Below are 17,606 nucleotides of genomic sequence, written 5' to 3'. Positions count from 1 at the left end.
GACTATACTATTTTAATAATTCATTGTGAATTTCTAAGTCTTTAGTACCATAATAAACTCTTGGCAAACGTCTTCCGAGGTTACAAAGCACTTCATAATTTATTGAATGTTGTTGTAATGCCAAGGCTTCAGCAGCTTGTGGTGAATCTGCATGATGATCCATTAAAATGACTTTATCACCAACTTGAATATCTTCAGAGATTTTAATTATTATTTGATCCATACACACTTTGCCAATGATTTCACACTGTTGTCCATTAACATTGACATTAAATCCAGTCATTAATCGAGGAAAACCATCAGCATAACCAACTGGTAATATTGCAATTCTCGTAGGCTCTGTCGCAGTGTAAATACTACCGTAACTGACTGATTCTCCAACAGCTAGTGTTTTAGTTTGTACTACCTCTGTAACCCACTGTGCGGCAGGCTTTAAATGTACTTTGACATTTTCTTTAACATACGCCGATGGATAGTAGCCGTACAATGAGATACCAATGCGCACTGCATTGCAAAATTGACTATCTTTCATTAATGCGCCAGCTGAATTTTGCGAATGAATATAGCGCGGCTTTATGGCAGAAGATACTATTGTTTCAAAGCGCTGTTGTTGTTTGTTCATTGAATCACCAGGTTCATCAGCACAAGCAAAATGAGTGTATACACCTTCAAATATTAAATGATCATAGTCATTAATTAAGTCAATCGTTGATTGGTATTCATCTGCAGTAGTCATCCCTAATCTGCCCATACCAGTATCTATTTTAATATGTAACCATAAATCTTTAGCGTTGTTTTCTGGTATTTCACCTACAGCTGTTTGTAACCACTCTAATGATGGTACAGTCACTGCTACTCTATGTTGAATTGCTTTACTAATATGAGCAGTAGGTATTACTCCTAGTACTAATATTTGAGCGTGAACACCATGCATACGTAGTTCGATTGCTTCATCTAATGTTGCTACTGCAAAAAAATCTACACTTTGCTCTACTAATTTTTTGGCAATTGGAATACTTCCTAGTCCGTAACCATTTGCTTTAACTACAGGAATAACTGTTTTATTAGGGTGTAACTTTTTAAATACTTGATAATTCGATGCTATTTCATTTAAATCAACATTTATATAGGTCGATCTGTAATATTTATCGGTCATTAAATATTTCCTCCTATTTTCACTCACATCACCAAAAGATAATTTATTAATAATTTAATTTTATAATAAATAGTTTGCCTATCCAACGAAAAGGTATCTTAAATTGATAATTTATTGATATTCTAAGGTTACTTGACTCATTGCATAATGTTCGGTATGTGTAATACTTACATGCACATTAAAGCCATCGTAGATAATACAAGGCTTTCCTAAGTCATCATTAAAGCAATCTATGTCACTAAAGGCTATAGTTTTTCCTAAACCTGTCCCCAAGGCTTTACTAAAAGCTTCTTTACATGCAAAACGGCCTGCTAAAAATTCTATTTTTCGTTGATTATTATTAAAACTATGAAACTGTTGTTGTTCATTTGTAGATAAGATTCTGCTTAATAACTTTTCTTGTCTTTCATATAAAGTTTGAATACGTTGTATTTCAATTAAATCTATTCCAATACCATGTATCATAGTATCCACTTCTTTCATCTAATAATTTACTCACTTACAGCATCATTTCATCGGTGCTTTAATATGTTGCTTTAACAACTCTGCTTGGTCTTTTGTTATTAACATAATTTGTGCATTACCACCTGCTGTAGACAAAATAATATTAGCTAAGTGATATTTACGCATAATAATACCTTCATATGTATCAACATTTTGAATTCTAAATAATGGGATACTTTGAGTCGTTATAAACCATAATCCACTTTGAATTTTTAATTCATCATCAATGAGTTGATATTTAAAATTTTTAAAACGATATCGTGGTATGACCACACCATTAATTATAAAGTTCAAAATGCCCAAAATACATACACTAAATACTATCCAAAATATGACTGGAAAACTAAAAAAATCAAGCCATAAAACTTCGATTATTAAAAAAATTAATGCAGCAGTAATGAAAGACACTGAAAATATTAATGACTTTATACCCATGACACGCATGCTTTTTTCATCCATTCGTTTATAGTTATTCATGGCCGTCACCTCTTAAATACCAAGCTTTCAAATCTAACGCTTGTTGCTTCTCTACAAATCGTAATCCTATTTTCGTATTAGCGATTCCTTTTGCTACGATACACTTAAAGCTACGTAATTTACTTTTATCCATAAATGGATTACTAGTAAGTTCCATACCTAATATTTTATCTTTCTTTAAATAAAATTGCTTAATTCCAATTAACGAAACGTTTCTTATTACTAATTGATCATCGAAATAATATAAACCAGAGCTTTTAACTGTAATGACAGCATTTATAATTAACAATATTATAATCATACAGATAATTACCATTACCCAAATCGTCCAAAAATAACTAAGTGCCGCTCCAATAATTAATAGTATCGCCGCTTCTTTAATAAAATAACGATGGAATGCTCTGTTAGGCATAATTTTTGCTGCAGGTTTAAATTCAAATGAAGGTACTAATTCTTGTAGCATGCGATAAGCAGAATTACGTTTAATAAATGGTAGTATCAAAACATTACCATCAGCCATAGTTGTATCATCGCTTTCAACTTTTGTATCACTTGTAGTAACAAACGTTATTGATGTTACACCAAATAATTTTCTTACAAACGATTGTTTTTCTAATATAGCTTGAACCCTGTTTGTAGGTACTGTAATATTTTTCACATTAAATAAGCCATATCTAATAGTCAGCTGATCATTGTGTGCAGATAAAGTATAGTTATAGTATCTAATAAAGACAATTAATGTTCCAATCACATAACTTATGATTAGGATTATTGCTACAAGTAGTGACACTATAACAAATATAGCTTGTGAGATATTTGCTACTTTCTCTGATAGCCGCTCCCAAGGAATAACTTCTGAAAAACTACCTATTATCGGTGCTATAGTAGCCAATGCGATGCCTATTGCACCACTTGTCATAGCCATGAATAGTAATTGTTTCTTTGATAATTTAAATAAAACTTTATGTGGTGTACTAGCACTATTATAGTCTTGTCCTTCTTGTGTCACATTTTCTACGCTATCTGTCACTTCTTGCTGTTCTTCATTTTGCATTTGTTTTATCGTGTTACGAATATGCTCACTTTGTAATTTAGACACAGTATCTAATTCCACACCATCACTAGGTGTTTTGATTTGTAGTTTCACACCACCGACGATTTGATGTATAACACCTTGTGATGTATCTACGGTTTGAATACGTCTAATATTTAATTCTTTGCGTTTTTTGGTCACAATACCATAGTCCATAATGAAATGGTCATTTTCTATCCAATATTTTGTCTTATAAACTACCAAGGCGTGATATATAAAAGTTATTATGAAGATCGTTAAAATAATACCAGGATATATATATGATTTAGGATTAGCGAAATCAAAGCTATCCAAATTAAAGATAATAAAAATAAAGATTAACACAATGTTTTGCTTAATTGCTTCAATAACACCAGAAAGATACGATATTGGATGCAGTTTTTGAGGCTTATACATCAAAATCAGCCCCCTTTAATTGCTTAAGTGTGTCATTTTCAAATTGAATAGCTATGTTTTCATCTAACAGCGGACAGTCAATATTATGTCCAGCTGATACAGCAGATATTTTGCATAATCTCAATTTTTGTAATAAGGGATTACTTTTTCTTATTAAAAATTGTGTTCTTTCAATTTTGAAAACCTCATTTGCTTTAAATATAAATGCTTTATGTATTTCAATATGATTACCGTCGAATCGATAATACGTATATTGATATTTCAACCAAGGCCATATCAAATTGTAGCATGTAACAATTATAAACAATCCAATCCAAAGGTAAATAAGCCCATCTGACCAGTGCGCAAAATACCCAGTGACCCCTAACATTAGGATAATAATAAGCTGTATTACATAGTACATAGACGCCAACAAATAATAATATTGCAATGTCCTTTTCGGGCTTTTAACAAAATGTGGTGTCATAGATTATAATTCTCCTCTATCGCCAAATTTTTCATTTAGTATATCATATATGTATAGGACAATAAATTAGCTTCACAACATCACAAATCACTCTTCACCAATTATCCACTAGATCAAAATTAATTACCATTATGCGTTAAAACATATGCTCGTAACTATAAATTTCAAAAACATAAGAAAAGGTTGGAACAAATTAATGTTCCAACCTCGTAACTTAAACTCATATATGATGATTAATTTTATTTTTTATGGTCTGCGAATGTGCGACCTTTCATTGTTTTCTTATTGTCTTTACGGTCAGAAGGTCTATCCTTCTTTCCTTTTTTGTTATTGTAACCACCTTTGGCACGACGGTTTTTGTTATCAAATTTATTGCCACGTTTGTTGTTGTTATTATTTCTGCGTGGACCTTTTGATTGTCTACCTTTTCGTGCTAATGGTTTTTCAAATGTCAATTGTACTTCTACTTCATCATTTGCTTCAACAAGTTCTTGTAATAATGATGCAACTAATTCTACGTCATTGTATTCTTCAAGTAACTCAGTAGAGATACGTTGTAATCTAGGCTCATTTTCTTTAGCCATCCAGTTTTGAACTTTTTCTTTAATGTCATTTTCACGCGCTTTTAAAACTTCTTTTCTATGAGGTGGGCGTAATGCATTCATTTGACGATTGTTCGCTTGTTCAATTTGACGGATGTAATCCATTTCAATTGGATTGACGAATGTTACCGCAATACCCTCTTTACCAGCACGTCCTGTACGTCCAATTCTGTGCGTATAACTTTCTGTATCTTGAGGTATATCAAAATTGTATACGTGACTTACTCCAGAAATATCTAAACCACGCGCTGCTACATCAGTAGCTACTAAAATATCAATTTGGTCGTTTTTAAATTTCTTCAATACTTCTAAACGTTTTGCTTGTGTTATATCTCCGTGTAAACCTTCAGCTTTATACCCTTTAGTTAATAAAGCACTCGTTAACTCATCAACACGTCGTTTAGTACGTCCAAATACAATTGCTAATTCTGGTTGATGTACATCTAGGAAGTTCGTGAAAGTATCAAATTTTTCTAATTCTTTAACTATTGTATAGAATTCTTCAATTTGTGGATTTGATGTTTTATCATTCATCGTTTTAACGATTTCTGGATTATTCATAAATTGTTGTACTAATGTTTGAATTGCTTTAGGCATTGTAGCTGAGAATAACATCGTTTGACGTTGTTCTGCTGGGATTTTATCCATAATAAATCTCATATCATCAATGAATCCCATATTCATCATTTCATCAGCTTCATCTAATATCAATGTATGAATGTCAGCCGTTTTTAAAGTACGACGATTTAAATGGTCAATAACACGTCCAGGTGTACCTACCACGATTTGAGGTCCTTTTTTCAAGGCTTTAATTTGGCGATCTATTGGCATACCACCAAAAACAGTTACCACTTGTACTTTTTGATTTTTACTAAATGCTTTAAGTTGTTCTGCAACTTGCATAGCCAATTCTCTTGTTGGAGCTAAAATTAGTGCTTGTACCCCTTCACGTCCTACAACTTTTTCTATTAATGGGATACCAAATGCACCTGTTTTACCTGTACCTGTCTGTGCCTGACCTAGGACATCTTTACCAGCTAATGCAAAAGGGATGCTATCTTTTTGAATTGGTGTAGCTTCACTAAACCCCATTGCTTCTAAGGTTTCTACTGTTTTTTCTGAAACCCCTAGTTCTTTAAAATTTTGCAATATAATTCTCCTTTATTATCCTTAATTTCTATACATATATGTTCATTTAAGTTTCTTCAACTTCTTAATAGTACCACCTCAACAATATTATCGCAATAAAGCAAAATTACATAACTGCAATTAATCCGATACTTTTCAACTTTAATAAATCAAATAAATATTGCAATATATAGGCTGTAAGCGGTTAATTTGTTTTTCTACATTCATTTTTATTAGTCTAATTAATTTTTAAATTTATCAATATAGCGAATTCAAACTTCTTTTATATTTATAAATCATAAAAAAGGAGTGGAACAGAAATCTAATTTTTAAAAGATTGCGTCGTCCAACCCCGAAAATAATAACTAGAACTGAAAAAACATCATTTAAAGGACATTTTCAATTCAGTCACCTACTGACAATATAAAATGAGGCTGGGATGCATCAATATGATGTCCCAGCCTCTTCAAATGTTAAATAAGTTTATTAACAACTTCTTCCAATTGCATTCCTCTGGAACCTTTAACCAATACTTTATCTTGTGGTTCGATTTCCTTCGAAATTGTTTCGATAAGTTGTGATTTGTCGGTAAAGTGTTGGGCAATTGACACATGTTGTTGTGCTTTATTATATATATATTGTGCTTCGTGACCAAATGTATACAAAACATCTATTGCCTTTTCTGCTAAATATGTGCCTACGCTTTCATGCATTGATTGACTATTCGGTCCTAATTCCAATACATCACCTAAAATCAAAATTTTTCTACCTGACATAGCTGATAATGTATCTATAGCTGCTCTCATACTTGTTGGACTGGCATTATATGCATCATTTATAACAATGGCACCGTCTTCAGTGATATGTTGCTCCATGCGCATTCCCGTTAACTTGAGTTGTGTTAAATTACGATAGATTGTATCGTAATCTAATCCTAAGTGCTTACCAATCGCAATAGCGATGGCAGCATTTTTCATATTATGCGTCCCTAATATTGGTAAATCATATTGTTCTTCACTGTTGATGTTAAAAGAAATACCTTCAGTTTCTATATCTTGCACATTACAAACATATGTATTTCCATCTTTTATGCCAATACTAGCAAGCTGCACATCTTGTAAATTAGCTACATGTGGTGTTAATAAAGGTTCATCACCATCATAGATAAACAAACCATTTGATTGTAATCCTGTCGTAATTTCAAATTTAGCTTGTGCAATCCCTTCCCGTGATCCTAAATCTTGCATATGGGATTCCCCAATATTTGTAATTACTGCGATATCGGGTTGAGCAATGTTTGATAGAAGTTCAATTTCGTGAAACCCAGACATACCCATTTCTAAAATAGATATTTCAGTATCTTGATCTAATTGTAAAATTGTTAATGGCATGCCAATTTCATTATTATAATTACCTAGAGTTTTTTTCACTTTAAATTGAGGCTTCAGTACACTTTCAATCATATCTTTAGTCGTAGTCTTACCATTAGAACCTGTTACTGCAATCACTTGTGGATTGACATGTTTTAAATACGCTTGTGCTAATTGTTGTAAAGCTATTAATGTATCATCTACCCAAATAATTGGTCCTGTTGGAACTTCAGATAAATCACTATCTTTTTGGTAGAAACATGCACCTGCGCCATCTGCTAAAGCTTGTGATACGAATTTATGTCCATCTACATGTTCACCTTTAAAAGGCACAAATAACATATCTTGTTTAATTTGGCGAGAATCTATCTCCACACCTCTTATAATGTTATCTAAATATTGTGTGTCGATGTCACAATCAATCCAAGACTTTATTTGTTTTAACTTTACTTCAATCATTTTCAACCGCCTCAATCAATACTGTATTTATTTTTCTTCTTATCTTCATGCTTCTGTTTTGCTAATTCAATTAACTTTTTAACTAACTCTGAATAGCTTAGCCCCATGTTTTCCCATAAACTTGGATACATACTATAGGCTGTAAAACCTGGCATTGCATTTGTTTCATTAATAAAAATTTGATTATCTTCAGTTACAAAAAAGTCTGCACGGAGTAATCCAGAACAATCCGTTGCTTTAAATGCTTCTATAGCCATGTTGCGTAATGTAAGTTGCACTTCTTTATCTAAATCTGCTGGAATTTCCAAGCTGATTTTGCCATCTTTATATTTTGATTTATAATCATAAAATGCTACATCTTTAACAACTTCACCTGGCCAAGTCGTTTCAGGATAATCATTGCCCAACACCGCTACTTCAATTTCACGAGCATCGATACCTTGTTCAATGACAAGTTTACGGTCAAATTGGAATGCTTCTTCAATACCAGTTTTAAGTTCTTCTTCATTATTACATTTGCTTATACCAACACTAGAACCTAAGTTAGCTGGTTTTACAAAGACTGGGTATTCTAGTTTATCATGTACTAATTTCAAGATATTACTTTCATATTTTTGATATTCACTTCTTAAAAAGCTCACGTATGGTAATTGAGGCAAACCTCTATGTGCAAACAACTGTTTCATGACAAGTTTATCCATTGAGCTTGAAGCTGCTAATACACCATTGCCAACGTATGGTAAATCTAATACTTCAAATAAGCCTTGAATCGTACCATCTTCACCATTTGGTCCGTGTAATAATGGGAATACTGCACTATATGGCTTACTATTATTGCTTGTTGTCAGTAGCTGTGAAATTTCACCCGCTTCAACATCATTTAATCGTAATGTTTCAATATCAGAGATTTCTTTTGTGATATCTGATTTTTTCTTCCAGTCACCATCATTAGTAATATAAATAATATCTATTTTATATTCATCTTTATCAATCGCATTAATGACGTTTTGTGCTGTTAAAATCGATACATCATGCTCTGCACTTTTACCTCCATATACGATACATATATTTTCTTTAGCCATCTTTTTTGCCTCCATATACAATTCTTAAACTACATCATATCACGATTATACTAATCTTTGCATTTGTAAACTAACTTGAATTCAATTAAATTTTGCACTGAAGATTAGAAATAGCTTTTATACTTCATATTAATAATAAATTTCCCTTAACGCTAGTCTCATTCTGGCAATATAATTAAAAGTTCGGTAAAATTAATATATATTATTAATGAAAGAATATGGTTTAAAGGAGTATGCAATGCTTAGTTCACGTCGTTTAAAAGATAATCATTGGATTAGACGCGTCGACTGGATATTAGTTGGCGTTATTGTGTTATTAGCAATTATAAGTGTAAGCACTATCAATTCTGCTATGGGCGGCGGACAATATAGTACAAACTTTAGTATTAGACAAATAATGTATTACGTACTTGGTGCTATTATCGCATTTTCAATAATGCTTATCTCACCAAAAAAATTAATGAAGTATACATACTTTTTATATTTTATACTTTGTATAGGGTTATTTATATTAATTGTTATACCTGAAACCCCGTTCACGCCGATTATAAATGGTGCTAAAAGTTGGTATAAACTAGGACCTATAAGTGTACAACCTTCAGAGTTTATGAAAATTGTCTTGATTATGGCACTAGCAAAATTAGTAACAAGACATAATAAATTCACCTTTAACAAATCAGTGGAATCAGACTTCAAACTACTATTAAAAATAATTGCCATGTCTGCGTTACCAATGGCGCTAATTTTATTACAAAATGACTTAGGTACAACGCTCGTTTTATGCGCTATTATTGTTGGGGTTATTGTTGTTAGTGGCATTACATGGAAAATTATCGGTCCATTATTTATAGCAGGTATTGTTATTGGTGGTTCAATTATTTTATCAATAATTTATAAACCTTCTCTCATTGAAAATGTGTTGGGCGTTAAAACGTATCAGCTTGGACGTATCAATTCTTGGTTAGATCCTTATTCATATAGTAGTGGCGATGGCTATCATTTAACAGAATCATTAAAAGCGATAGGTTCTGGTCAATTATTTGGTAAAGGATTCAATCATGGTGAAGTTTATATTCCTGAAAATCACACTGATTTTATCTTTTCAGTTATTGGAGAAGAATTTGGCTTTATCGGATCAGTATTTGTATTGTTAGTCTTTTTAGCTTTGATGTTCCATTTCGTGCGACTTGCCACTAATGTTGAACATCCATTTAACAAAACTTTCCTTATAGGCTATACAGCATTAATTTTATTCCATGTTTTACAAAACATAGGAATGACGGTGCAATTACTTCCTATTACAGGTATTCCATTACCGTTTATTAGTTATGGCGGTAGTTCATTATGGAGCTTAATGTGTGGAATTGGAATTATTTTTTCTATATCTTATCACCAGCCTAAACAATACACTACACAGTCCGTTACATCTGAATAATTGCAATAAAAAAAGGATTTTAGCTTTACGCTAAGATCCTTTTTCTTTATTTCAAACGATTCGTTGCTTTCGCAGTGCTTGGCAAAGTATGCATAACTTCAAATCTTGATTTAGTTTTCTTTATGTTTACACCTAATGATGATAATAGCTTCACTACATTGTGCAACTTGTCATTGTTATTATTCATATCATCACTCCTAACTATGTACCTTATATTTAATCTTACCCTATTTATATTCATGTTACTACAATATTTCATAATTTTTTTGAAATATTTATTTATCCTTCCATATTTTTGCATTATAAAAAAATTTAAAAACCACAGAAGTTATTTTATTAAATGACTTCTGTGGCTTTTAAAATAGAATGGTATATCCATCATCATATATTTCTTTTTCGATATTATTTAAGTTAGCTGGTGTATCAAATGTAATCTGAACAATACTTTTCTCGAGGCTAACGTGTACTTGATGGACTCCAATAATATTTAACAATTTTTGTGTTAATTGTGCTTGTTGTTTATAAGACGTTAAACCCGCTAAAAAGATGACTTTTGATTCCATGTTGTTCACCCCTAATCTTTCATGAGCTTTTGAAATGTTACTAGTAATTCTTCCATAGCCGCTTCTTGCTCGCCCGCGTTCACTTTGTCCATAATACAGCTCTTCATATGATGATCTAATAATTTTGTAGCAACACTGTTTAACGCAGAACGCGTTGCTCTGATTTGTGTTAAGACATCATCACAATAAACATCTTCATCAATCATTCTATTAATCGCTCTTACTTGCCCCTCTATACGATTCAAACGTGATTTTAAATTGGCTTTTGTCTGAGTAGAATGATGCGCTTTGTCTACCTCTGTCATGTGAAACACCTCTCTTTTTAATTCAACATCATAATATACCCCCTTGACGTATATGTCAAGTGATAAAAAGCATACTTCATGTTACAATAGCGAAGAGTTTCGACAGTAAGACTACATAGTTACTTGGAGGTATGCCACTATGATTGAACTATTTACAATGTTTTACCATAATTCTAATGTCATATTAAACATTGTACTTATTAGTGCGTTTATCTTAAATTTAATATTTGCTTTTACTATTATCTTTATGGAACGCCGTTCTGCCGGTTCAATTTGGGCTTGGTTATTAATTCTCGTATTAATACCTTTATTAGGATTTATCGTATACTTATTATTTGGTCGTCAAATACAAAGAAAACACATTTTCAAAATAGATGAAAGCGACAAAATTGGTATAGAGATGATTGTAAACGAGCAACTTGAAGCTTTAAAAAATGATGATTTTTCAAAAGGCAATCATCAAATTGTTAAATTTAAAGATATGGTACAAATGTTGCTCTATAATAATGCTGCCTTTTTAACTACCGATAATGAAGTTACTATTTATACGGATGGCAGACAAAAGTTCGATGCTTTATTAAATGATATTATTCAAGCTAAGGATTACATACATATCCAATATTACATCTTTAGAAATGATAATTTAGGAAAAAGCATATTAACGGCATTGGAACAAAAGTTAACCGAAGGCGTTGAGGTAAAAATGCTTTATGATGATATGGGTTCACGTACATTGTCATTAAAAGATTTTAAATCTTTTCGCAAAAATGGCGGTCAAGTTGAAGCATTCTTCCCTTCGAAGTTACCATTAATCAATTTACGTATGAATAACCGTAACCACCGGAAAATTGTCATTATCGATGGTCAAATTGGTTATGTCGGTGGCTTTAACGTCGGTGATGAATATTTAGGACTGAAAAAGAAATTTGGCTATTGGCGTGATACCCACTTACGTATAGTAGGAGATGCAGTGAATGCATTGCAATTACGTTTTATGCTCGATTGGAATTCACAATCTACACGTGACAATCTACAGTATGAAGATCGCTATTTCCCAGATGTTAATTCTGGTGGAACAATAGGTGTTCAAATTGCTTCCAGTGGTCCAGACGAAGCATGGGAACAAATTAAATATGGCTATTTGAAAATGATTGCTTCTTCAAAAGAATCAATATACATTCAATCACCTTATTTTATTCCTGATCAAGCTTTCTTAGATGCTGTTAAAATTGCAGCTTTAGGTGGAGTTAATGTCAATATTATGATACCTAACAAGCCTGATCATCCTTTTGTATATTGGGCTACTTACAATAATGTCGCTTCTTTATTAGAGGCCGGTGTCAATATTTATCATTATGATAATGGCTTCTTACATTCTAAGTCCGTAGTAATAGATGATGAAATTGCTAGTGTGGGTACTGCTAATATGGACCACCGAAGTTTTACGTTAAATTTCGAAATCAATGCATTTATCTATGATATAGAAGTTGCACAACAATTACGTGCTGCTTTCGAAAATGACTTAAATGTATCCTATCGCTTAACACAAGAATTATACAATCAAAGAAGTTTGTGGATTAAATTTAAAGAAGGCATAGCAAGATTATTATCACCGATATTATAGTAGTTATAATTCAACTATCAGGTAATAGTTACAGATTTGTTACTTGATAGTTGAATCGAATGGAGTGATCTTTTGAACCCAGAAACCCAAATGACACGTGCATACGAATACATGTCTGCATTCCATAAAAACGATACTACTGGGCATGATATTGCACATGTATCACGAGTGGTAAAACTAGCAACACATATTGCTTCACTCGAACAACCCGCGGATTATTTTATTATTAAAATGGCCGCATTATTACATGACACTGTCGATACTAAATTAACTAATGCTACGACTGCCAAAAACAAACTACAAGCATTTTTATCTGAAATTGGCGTTTCATCACGTGACGCAACTCATATCTGTTTTATTATTGCTCATATGAGTTTTAAAAATGGCCAAAACAATGATATAACCCTGTCTAAAGAAGGCCAAATCGTCCGTGATGCCGATCGTTTAGATGCAATTGGCGCCATTGGCATTGCTCGAACATTCCAATTTGCTGGCCACTTTAATGAAGCGATGTGGTCAGGTGATGTTACATTAGAAGCATTAGAACAAAACGAAGTATCACTTGATCAATTATCACCATCGGCAATTAAGCATTTTTACGAAAAATTATTCACACTTAAATCTTTAATGCATACAAATTCAGCAAAAGCAATTGCCCAACAAAGACATCAATTTATGGAATTATATATTCAACAATTTTTCGCTGAATGGAATTTTCAATACGAAACTGAAATATAAAAAGAGTACGGACATAAATAGTTCTGATTAAAAAATAAACGTCAATTTCTATTGTGCAAATATAGAAATTGACGTTTTCTTTAGTTTTATAAAATTTTGTATATTCAAACGCATTAAGACGAAACCAAGTTCTTATTTATATTGAAACTTGCTGATACTCGGAGAATAGGATGAGTGAGAGACTATACCTAAGCAAGTATGCACAGTTAATATCGTCTAACTTAAAATATAAAGAGGACCACTCCTAAAATGGATTGGTCCTCTTTTTGCTTACATTGAAGCTAATAATTGAGTTGAAATTTTCTTAATATCTTATTCAATTATTTCTTTTTCTTCTTTGAAGCAATTTGAGTGTTCTTACCTTTTTTCTTATTGCCTTCTTCTTCTTTGTTAAATGCTTCTAACATAGGTGCAACTTCTCTTTTAGCAACTTTTGAATAATGCATATTTGCTATTTGTGTTTGGATAATCAAGAATGCGGCACTGACAGACCAATATAAGCCAAGTGCTGACGCTGAACTTAATGAAATCCAAACTATCATGATTGGTGAAATTACCATCATCATATAACCCATTTGTCGTTGTTCATTAGGCATACTTAAACTTGATACATATGCTTGTAAGAAATATAAAATACCGGCAATAATCGTAATCCAAATATCTGGTTTAGATAAGTCGAACCATAAAAAGTTCGGGTGATCTGTAAAGCCACCACTTGATGGATATTTTAATACGAAGAATAATCCCATAATTACTGGCATTTGAATTAGAATTGGTAAACAACCTAACATACTCTTCATTGGATTCATGTCATATTTTTTATAGACTTCCATCATTTCTTGGTTAGCTGCCATTTTCTCTTCTTGAGTACGTGAACGTTTCACTTTTTCTTGAATTGCATCAATATCAGGTTTAGCAACCTTCATTTTTTCACGCATCATATGACTATTTTTATAATTTGATAACATGAACGGTAATAAAATAATACGAATTGCTAAAACAATAACAATAATAGCCAAGCCATAATCATTATTAAACGTTTGACCTAACCAATGTATAACTTTATCCATCGGTTCAACAAATGTATTAAAGAAAAAACCATTTCTATTTTCTGGTTTTGAATAGTCACACCCTGCTAAAAATACCATTACTCCTAGAAGTAAAGGTAGTAGCGCTTTTTTCTTCATTTTTCCACCTCTAATGATATATTCACACAAAAATCATTTTATCATATTCAACATAAAGTGGAAATCAAAAACAAAAATTTTATCTTTTATTCTACAGATTGTAAAAAATATCGAATTGTTTTTGTAATATCGTCACTTTTACTTATTGCAGAAATCACTGATATACCATCCGCACCTGCTGCTAAGACAGGCTGAAAGTTACTCGTTGTGATACCACCAATTCCTACAATAGGCATGTTTCCAACTAAACTACGCAGTGTTGTTATCATTGTCGGGCCAACTGGTGCATTAGCGTCTGCTTTCGAACTCGTATCAAACATTGGTCCTACACCGATATAGTCAATATAACTCAAATCAGATTGTTTATACTCCTCAACTGTACCTACACTTAAACCTATTATTTTGTTTGTAAAGTGTTGTCTAAATTGCTGCACATCAGTATCATTTTGTCCTACATGAACACCATCCGCTTCAATCGTCAACGCTAACTCAATATCATCATTAACAATAAATGGGACGTTATAACCTTTACACAACATGTGCAACTTACGTGCTAATGCTTCTTTCTCAGCTCCTTGTAAAGCGCTTGATCCTTTTTCTCTGAACTGAAACATTGTGATACCTGCTTCTAACGCAGTCTTCAATATTTGTTCAATCGACTGACCATCATTTATATCTTGTGTGCCACAGATAAAATATAGTCGTAAATCTTCTTTTTGCATTACTTACACCTCTTTAACTTGCCGCTGTGTCAAATAATCATCGTATGTTACGTTATACAGCGCATCAATAAACTGAGTCAAAAATGACCCCGGACCATCAGCTACTTGTGCAGCATGCTCTGCAGCAATATTATAAATGGTCACAGCTTCTGCAATATCATCAATTTTTGGCTCTAATTGTTTATTTACAAAGCTAGCAATAATTCCACCTAATAAACATCCTGCGCCTGTGATACGGGTTAACATAGCCGTGCCATTAGTTAATTTTAGTATTTTACCTTCATGTGCGATGACATCTGTTTCACCAGTAATGACTATAGTTGTTTGTAATAATTGCTGTGCTTTTTTGGCAATTGTTACTACATCTAATGTGGTATTACTATCTGTACCTTTCATTGTTGTTTGGGAATCAATTAATGTTAATATCTCAGAAGCATTCCCTTTAATGACGGTTACATCTACTTCTTGTAAAAACTGTTGACAGAATGCTTTTCTAAATTGTGAAGCACCGACAGCTACTGGATCAAAAACAATAGGTGTACTTTCTTCATTAGCTATTTTGGCTATTTCTAACATATCTTTAGCACTATGTTTGGTTAACGTACCAATATTAATCACTAAAGCACCAGCAACTTGTAAAAATTCAACAGCTTCCTCTGGCGCTTCACTCATTGCTGGACTAGCGCCGATACTTAATAAACCATTGGCAGTAAAATGCTTAACTACATCATTGGTATAACATATAACTAAAGGATGTTGTTGACGTACATTTTCTAAATTATTCATCATCTAAACCTACCTTTTTCATATAAGCAAAATGGTTAACTGGGCCTCTGCCATACCCTATTTCCGGTGTATATTCAATACTTAAAGAAATAAATTTTTTGGCTTTTTTAACAGCATCATAAATCGATTTACCCTTAGCAAGTTCAGCCGTAATTACAGCTGAGAAAGTACAGCCCGTACCATGTGTATGTTTAGTTTCAAAACGTGGTTCAGTAAATGTAAACACATCATCTTGAGTAAATAAATAATCTTTTGACTCCGTTAAATCAGCCGAATGACCGCCCTTTATCACTACGCCTTTACTACCAATTTCTTTGATAAATATGTTACCTGCTTGATAAATAGAAGACTCATCATTAATTTTGATACCAGTAATTTCTTCTGCTTCTGGAATATTTGGTGTAGCAACCGTTGCATAAGGCAACAATATAGACTGTAAGTGTTGTTTACCGACGTCTTCCATTAACGAATCACCACTTTTAGCAAGCATAACTGGGTCTATAACATATGGCTTTTCTGGATGTTGCTTAATATAAAATTGGATACGTTCCATCATATCTTTTGAAGCAATCATACCTGTTTTTAACGCTTGTGGTTGCTCATCATCATAAATACTTTCTAGTTGTTCGCTTAACCACTCAGGGTCAAGATTATGAATGTGCTGTACACCTTTAGTGTTTTGTGCAACGATACTTGTAATAGCTGCCATTCCATAAACACCACATGCATGAAAAGACTTCAAATCTGCCATTACGCCTGCACCACCTGTTGGATCAGTACCTGCGACAGTCAAGGCTATTTTAGGCTTTTTCATTAACTTCCCCTCCATAATTCCATTCTTCTTGTACATATGCCATATTGAAAAATCGTCGCTCATGTATTGTACTTTGTAGGAAAGCATCTTTAATTTGGGCTAATTCTTCGTTAGAGCAATTTACTGTTAGTCGATCGATCAGTTGATCAAAAATATTTACTAAGGCATCCATTTCAGTACTATAAAACTCAAACCATTTTGCTAATACACTTGAGTTATTTAACTTACGATCTTTGAGTGCTTGTTGTGCGATTACTTGATAAACATATGGACATGGCGCCATTGCTGCAATTGTATGTGCGGCATTCTCTTTAGTATAAGCATTGTAATACATATGTTTAATATAATGATCTCCGCTCGGTGGCCACACTTTTTCTTGTACAATAGCATCGTAATTTTCACCCACAAAATCGGCAATAATTTCATGAGCTTCTACTTCACCTTCAACAATAAATTGAATTTGTTCTACTAAAAATTGAACATCTTCTAACTTTTCCATTTTGGGAATGAGTAAAGCGTATATGTTCGCAAACTCTTTTAAATATGAAGCATCTGCTCTTAAATAAAATTTAGCTGCAGCTTCTGACAAAGTGCCAGTTAACATGTCTTGTATAAAACCATCTTGATAAATATCATCAATGATGGATTGTGATGCAGTTTTTAATTCTTGTGAAAATGTCATGTATAATTCCTCCTATT

Annotated in this window: 19 protein-coding genes; 3 read left to right on the top strand and 16 right to left on the bottom strand. The window is 32.6% G+C overall.

What is annotated here, in order from left to right:
• Window positions 1-7 precede the first annotated feature (7 nt).
• From alr to MUA37_RS04120, 8 genes are all read right to left on the bottom strand, one after another.
• Window positions 8-1,156, bottom strand: a complete 1,149-nt coding sequence (gene alr, locus MUA37_RS04155; protein ID WP_142019508.1) for an alanine racemase — start codon at window positions 1,154-1,156, stop codon at window positions 8-10.
• A gap of 111 nt (window positions 1,157-1,267) precedes the next feature.
• On the bottom strand, window positions 1,268-1,621 hold the full coding sequence (gene acpS / locus MUA37_RS04150) for a holo-ACP synthase (protein ID WP_002509014.1): 354 nt from the start codon (window positions 1,619-1,621) through the stop codon (window positions 1,268-1,270).
• Window positions 1,622-1,663: 42 nt separating this feature from the next.
• Window positions 1,664-2,137 carry a PH domain-containing protein gene (locus tag MUA37_RS04145; RefSeq protein WP_021459211.1) on the bottom strand — a complete coding sequence of 158 codons (474 nt, stop codon included), beginning with the start codon at window positions 2,135-2,137 and terminating at the stop codon, window positions 1,664-1,666.
• On the bottom strand, window positions 2,130-3,626 hold the full coding sequence (locus tag MUA37_RS04140) for a PH domain-containing protein (protein ID WP_142019507.1): 1,497 nt from the start codon (window positions 3,624-3,626) through the stop codon (window positions 2,130-2,132). Before MUA37_RS04140 ends, MUA37_RS04145 begins: the two co-directional genes overlap by 8 nt.
• The gene (locus MUA37_RS04135; protein WP_133173732.1) at window positions 3,619-3,891 is read right to left on the bottom strand and encodes a PH domain-containing protein; all 273 of its coding nucleotides are present in this window, start codon (window positions 3,889-3,891) and stop codon (window positions 3,619-3,621) included. The genes MUA37_RS04140 and MUA37_RS04135 overlap by 8 nt, the downstream gene beginning before the upstream one ends.
• A gap of 440 nt (window positions 3,892-4,331) precedes the next feature.
• Window positions 4,332-5,843: a degradosome RNA helicase CshA gene (gene cshA, locus MUA37_RS04130; RefSeq protein ID WP_002509010.1), complete on the bottom strand. Its 1,512-nt coding sequence runs from the start codon at window positions 5,841-5,843 to the stop codon at window positions 4,332-4,334.
• Window positions 5,844-6,295: 452 nt separating this feature from the next.
• Window positions 6,296-7,651 (bottom strand): UDP-N-acetylmuramoyl-tripeptide--D-alanyl-D-alanine ligase, encoded by a 1,356-nt coding sequence (locus MUA37_RS04125; protein ID WP_262624846.1) that lies wholly within the window; start codon window positions 7,649-7,651, stop codon window positions 6,296-6,298.
• 11 nt (window positions 7,652-7,662) lie between these two features.
• Window positions 7,663-8,733 carry a D-alanine--D-alanine ligase gene (locus MUA37_RS04120; protein WP_262624845.1) on the bottom strand — a complete coding sequence of 357 codons (1,071 nt, stop codon included), beginning with the start codon at window positions 8,731-8,733 and terminating at the stop codon, window positions 7,663-7,665.
• A gap of 238 nt (window positions 8,734-8,971) precedes the next feature.
• Here MUA37_RS04120 and rodA point away from each other — a divergent pair, with 238 nt between their 5' ends.
• Window positions 8,972-10,168 carry a rod shape-determining protein RodA gene (gene rodA / locus MUA37_RS04115; protein ID WP_002509007.1) on the top strand — a complete coding sequence of 399 codons (1,197 nt, stop codon included), beginning with the start codon at window positions 8,972-8,974 and terminating at the stop codon, window positions 10,166-10,168.
• Window positions 10,169-10,214: 46 nt separating this feature from the next.
• On the opposite strand, the gene MUA37_RS04110 is transcribed toward rodA, so the two are convergent.
• The 3 genes from MUA37_RS04110 to csoR all read right to left on the bottom strand — a co-directional run bounded on the left by MUA37_RS04110 (window position 10,215) and on the right by csoR (window position 11,036).
• A complete protein-coding gene (locus MUA37_RS04110) occupies window positions 10,215-10,355 on the bottom strand; it encodes an Lmo0850 family protein (protein WP_002509006.1) in 141 nt (46 codons plus the stop codon).
• Between the two features lie 169 nt (window positions 10,356-10,524).
• A complete protein-coding gene (csoZ, locus tag MUA37_RS04105) occupies window positions 10,525-10,731 on the bottom strand; it encodes a putative copper chaperone CsoZ (RefSeq protein WP_002509005.1) in 207 nt (68 codons plus the stop codon).
• Window positions 10,732-10,742: 11 nt separating this feature from the next.
• Window positions 10,743-11,036, bottom strand: a complete 294-nt coding sequence (gene csoR, locus MUA37_RS04100) for a copper-sensing transcriptional repressor CsoR (RefSeq protein WP_002509004.1) — start codon at window positions 11,034-11,036, stop codon at window positions 10,743-10,745.
• Window positions 11,037-11,175: 139 nt separating this feature from the next.
• On the opposite strand from csoR, the gene cls reads away from it, so the two are divergent.
• Both cls and MUA37_RS04090 read left to right on the top strand, forming a co-directional pair.
• Window positions 11,176-12,660, top strand: a complete 1,485-nt coding sequence (gene cls, locus MUA37_RS04095) for a cardiolipin synthase (protein WP_262624844.1) — start codon at window positions 11,176-11,178, stop codon at window positions 12,658-12,660.
• A 72-nt stretch (window positions 12,661-12,732) separates the two neighbouring features.
• Window positions 12,733-13,398 (top strand): HD domain-containing protein, encoded by a 666-nt coding sequence (locus tag MUA37_RS04090; RefSeq protein WP_394371091.1) that lies wholly within the window; start codon window positions 12,733-12,735, stop codon window positions 13,396-13,398.
• 320 nt (window positions 13,399-13,718) lie between these two features.
• Here the strand turns inward: MUA37_RS04090 and yidC are convergent, their stop codons facing one another.
• From yidC to tenA, 5 genes are all read right to left on the bottom strand, one after another.
• Complete coding sequence (gene yidC, locus MUA37_RS04085; protein ID WP_021459216.1) at window positions 13,719-14,585, bottom strand: membrane protein insertase YidC; 867 nt, start codon at window positions 14,583-14,585, stop codon at window positions 13,719-13,721.
• Window positions 14,586-14,671: 86 nt separating this feature from the next.
• Window positions 14,672-15,307 carry a thiamine phosphate synthase gene (thiE, locus tag MUA37_RS04080; RefSeq protein ID WP_214336814.1) on the bottom strand — a complete coding sequence of 212 codons (636 nt, stop codon included), beginning with the start codon at window positions 15,305-15,307 and terminating at the stop codon, window positions 14,672-14,674.
• Between the two features lie 3 nt (window positions 15,308-15,310).
• A complete protein-coding gene (thiM, locus tag MUA37_RS04075; RefSeq protein ID WP_031266631.1) occupies window positions 15,311-16,093 on the bottom strand; it encodes a hydroxyethylthiazole kinase in 783 nt (260 codons plus the stop codon).
• Entirely contained in the window at window positions 16,086-16,907 is an 822-nt protein-coding gene (gene thiD, locus MUA37_RS04070; protein WP_262624843.1) for a bifunctional hydroxymethylpyrimidine kinase/phosphomethylpyrimidine kinase, read from the bottom strand. Before thiD ends, thiM begins: the two co-directional genes overlap by 8 nt.
• Entirely contained in the window at window positions 16,894-17,589 is a 696-nt protein-coding gene (gene tenA, locus MUA37_RS04065; protein ID WP_135024690.1) for a thiaminase II, read from the bottom strand. Before tenA ends, thiD begins: the two co-directional genes overlap by 14 nt.
• Window positions 17,590-17,606 lie beyond the last annotated feature (17 nt).

It is taken from the genome of Staphylococcus arlettae, from assembly GCF_025560845.1.
GTDB classification, from domain to species: Bacteria; Bacillota; Bacilli; order Staphylococcales; family Staphylococcaceae; genus Staphylococcus; species Staphylococcus arlettae.
Note: the sequence above shows the minus strand (reverse complement) of the source record. Positions and strands in the feature narration are given on the sequence as shown.

Excerpts from the sequence above, each read along its gene's own strand:
- rodA (WP_002509007.1), top strand. The coding sequence starts at position 8,972 with ATGCTTAGTTCACGTCGTTTAAAAGATAATCATTGGATTAGACGCGTC.
- MUA37_RS04140 (WP_142019507.1), bottom strand. The coding sequence starts at position 3,626 with ATGTATAAGCCTCAAAAACTGCATCCAATATCGTATCTTTCTGGTGTT.
- thiM (WP_031266631.1), bottom strand. The coding sequence starts at position 16,093 with ATGAATAATTTAGAAAATGTACGTCAACAACATCCTTTAGTTATATGT.
- MUA37_RS04110 (WP_002509006.1), bottom strand. The coding sequence starts at position 10,355 with ATGAATAATAACAATGACAAGTTGCACAATGTAGTGAAGCTATTATCA.
- MUA37_RS04120 (WP_262624845.1), bottom strand. The coding sequence starts at position 8,733 with ATGGCTAAAGAAAATATATGTATCGTATATGGAGGTAAAAGTGCAGAG.
- csoZ (WP_002509005.1), bottom strand. The coding sequence starts at position 10,731 with ATGGAATCAAAAGTCATCTTTTTAGCGGGTTTAACGTCTTATAAACAA.
- tenA (WP_135024690.1), bottom strand. The coding sequence starts at position 17,589 with ATGACATTTTCACAAGAATTAAAAACTGCATCACAATCCATCATTGAT.
- thiE (WP_214336814.1), bottom strand. The coding sequence starts at position 15,307 with ATGCAAAAAGAAGATTTACGACTATATTTTATCTGTGGCACACAAGAT.
- thiD (WP_262624843.1), bottom strand. The coding sequence starts at position 16,907 with ATGAAAAAGCCTAAAATAGCCTTGACTGTCGCAGGTACTGATCCAACA.
- MUA37_RS04125 (WP_262624846.1), bottom strand. The coding sequence starts at position 7,651 with ATGATTGAAGTAAAGTTAAAACAAATAAAGTCTTGGATTGATTGTGAC.
- cls (WP_262624844.1), top strand. The coding sequence starts at position 11,176 with ATGATTGAACTATTTACAATGTTTTACCATAATTCTAATGTCATATTA.
- acpS (WP_002509014.1), bottom strand. The coding sequence starts at position 1,621 with ATGATACATGGTATTGGAATAGATTTAATTGAAATACAACGTATTCAA.
- yidC (WP_021459216.1), bottom strand. The coding sequence starts at position 14,585 with ATGAAGAAAAAAGCGCTACTACCTTTACTTCTAGGAGTAATGGTATTT.
- csoR (WP_002509004.1), bottom strand. The coding sequence starts at position 11,036 with ATGACAGAGGTAGACAAAGCGCATCATTCTACTCAGACAAAAGCCAAT.
- alr (WP_142019508.1), bottom strand. The coding sequence starts at position 1,156 with ATGACCGATAAATATTACAGATCGACCTATATAAATGTTGATTTAAAT.
- MUA37_RS04145 (WP_021459211.1), bottom strand. The coding sequence starts at position 2,137 with ATGAATAACTATAAACGAATGGATGAAAAAAGCATGCGTGTCATGGGT.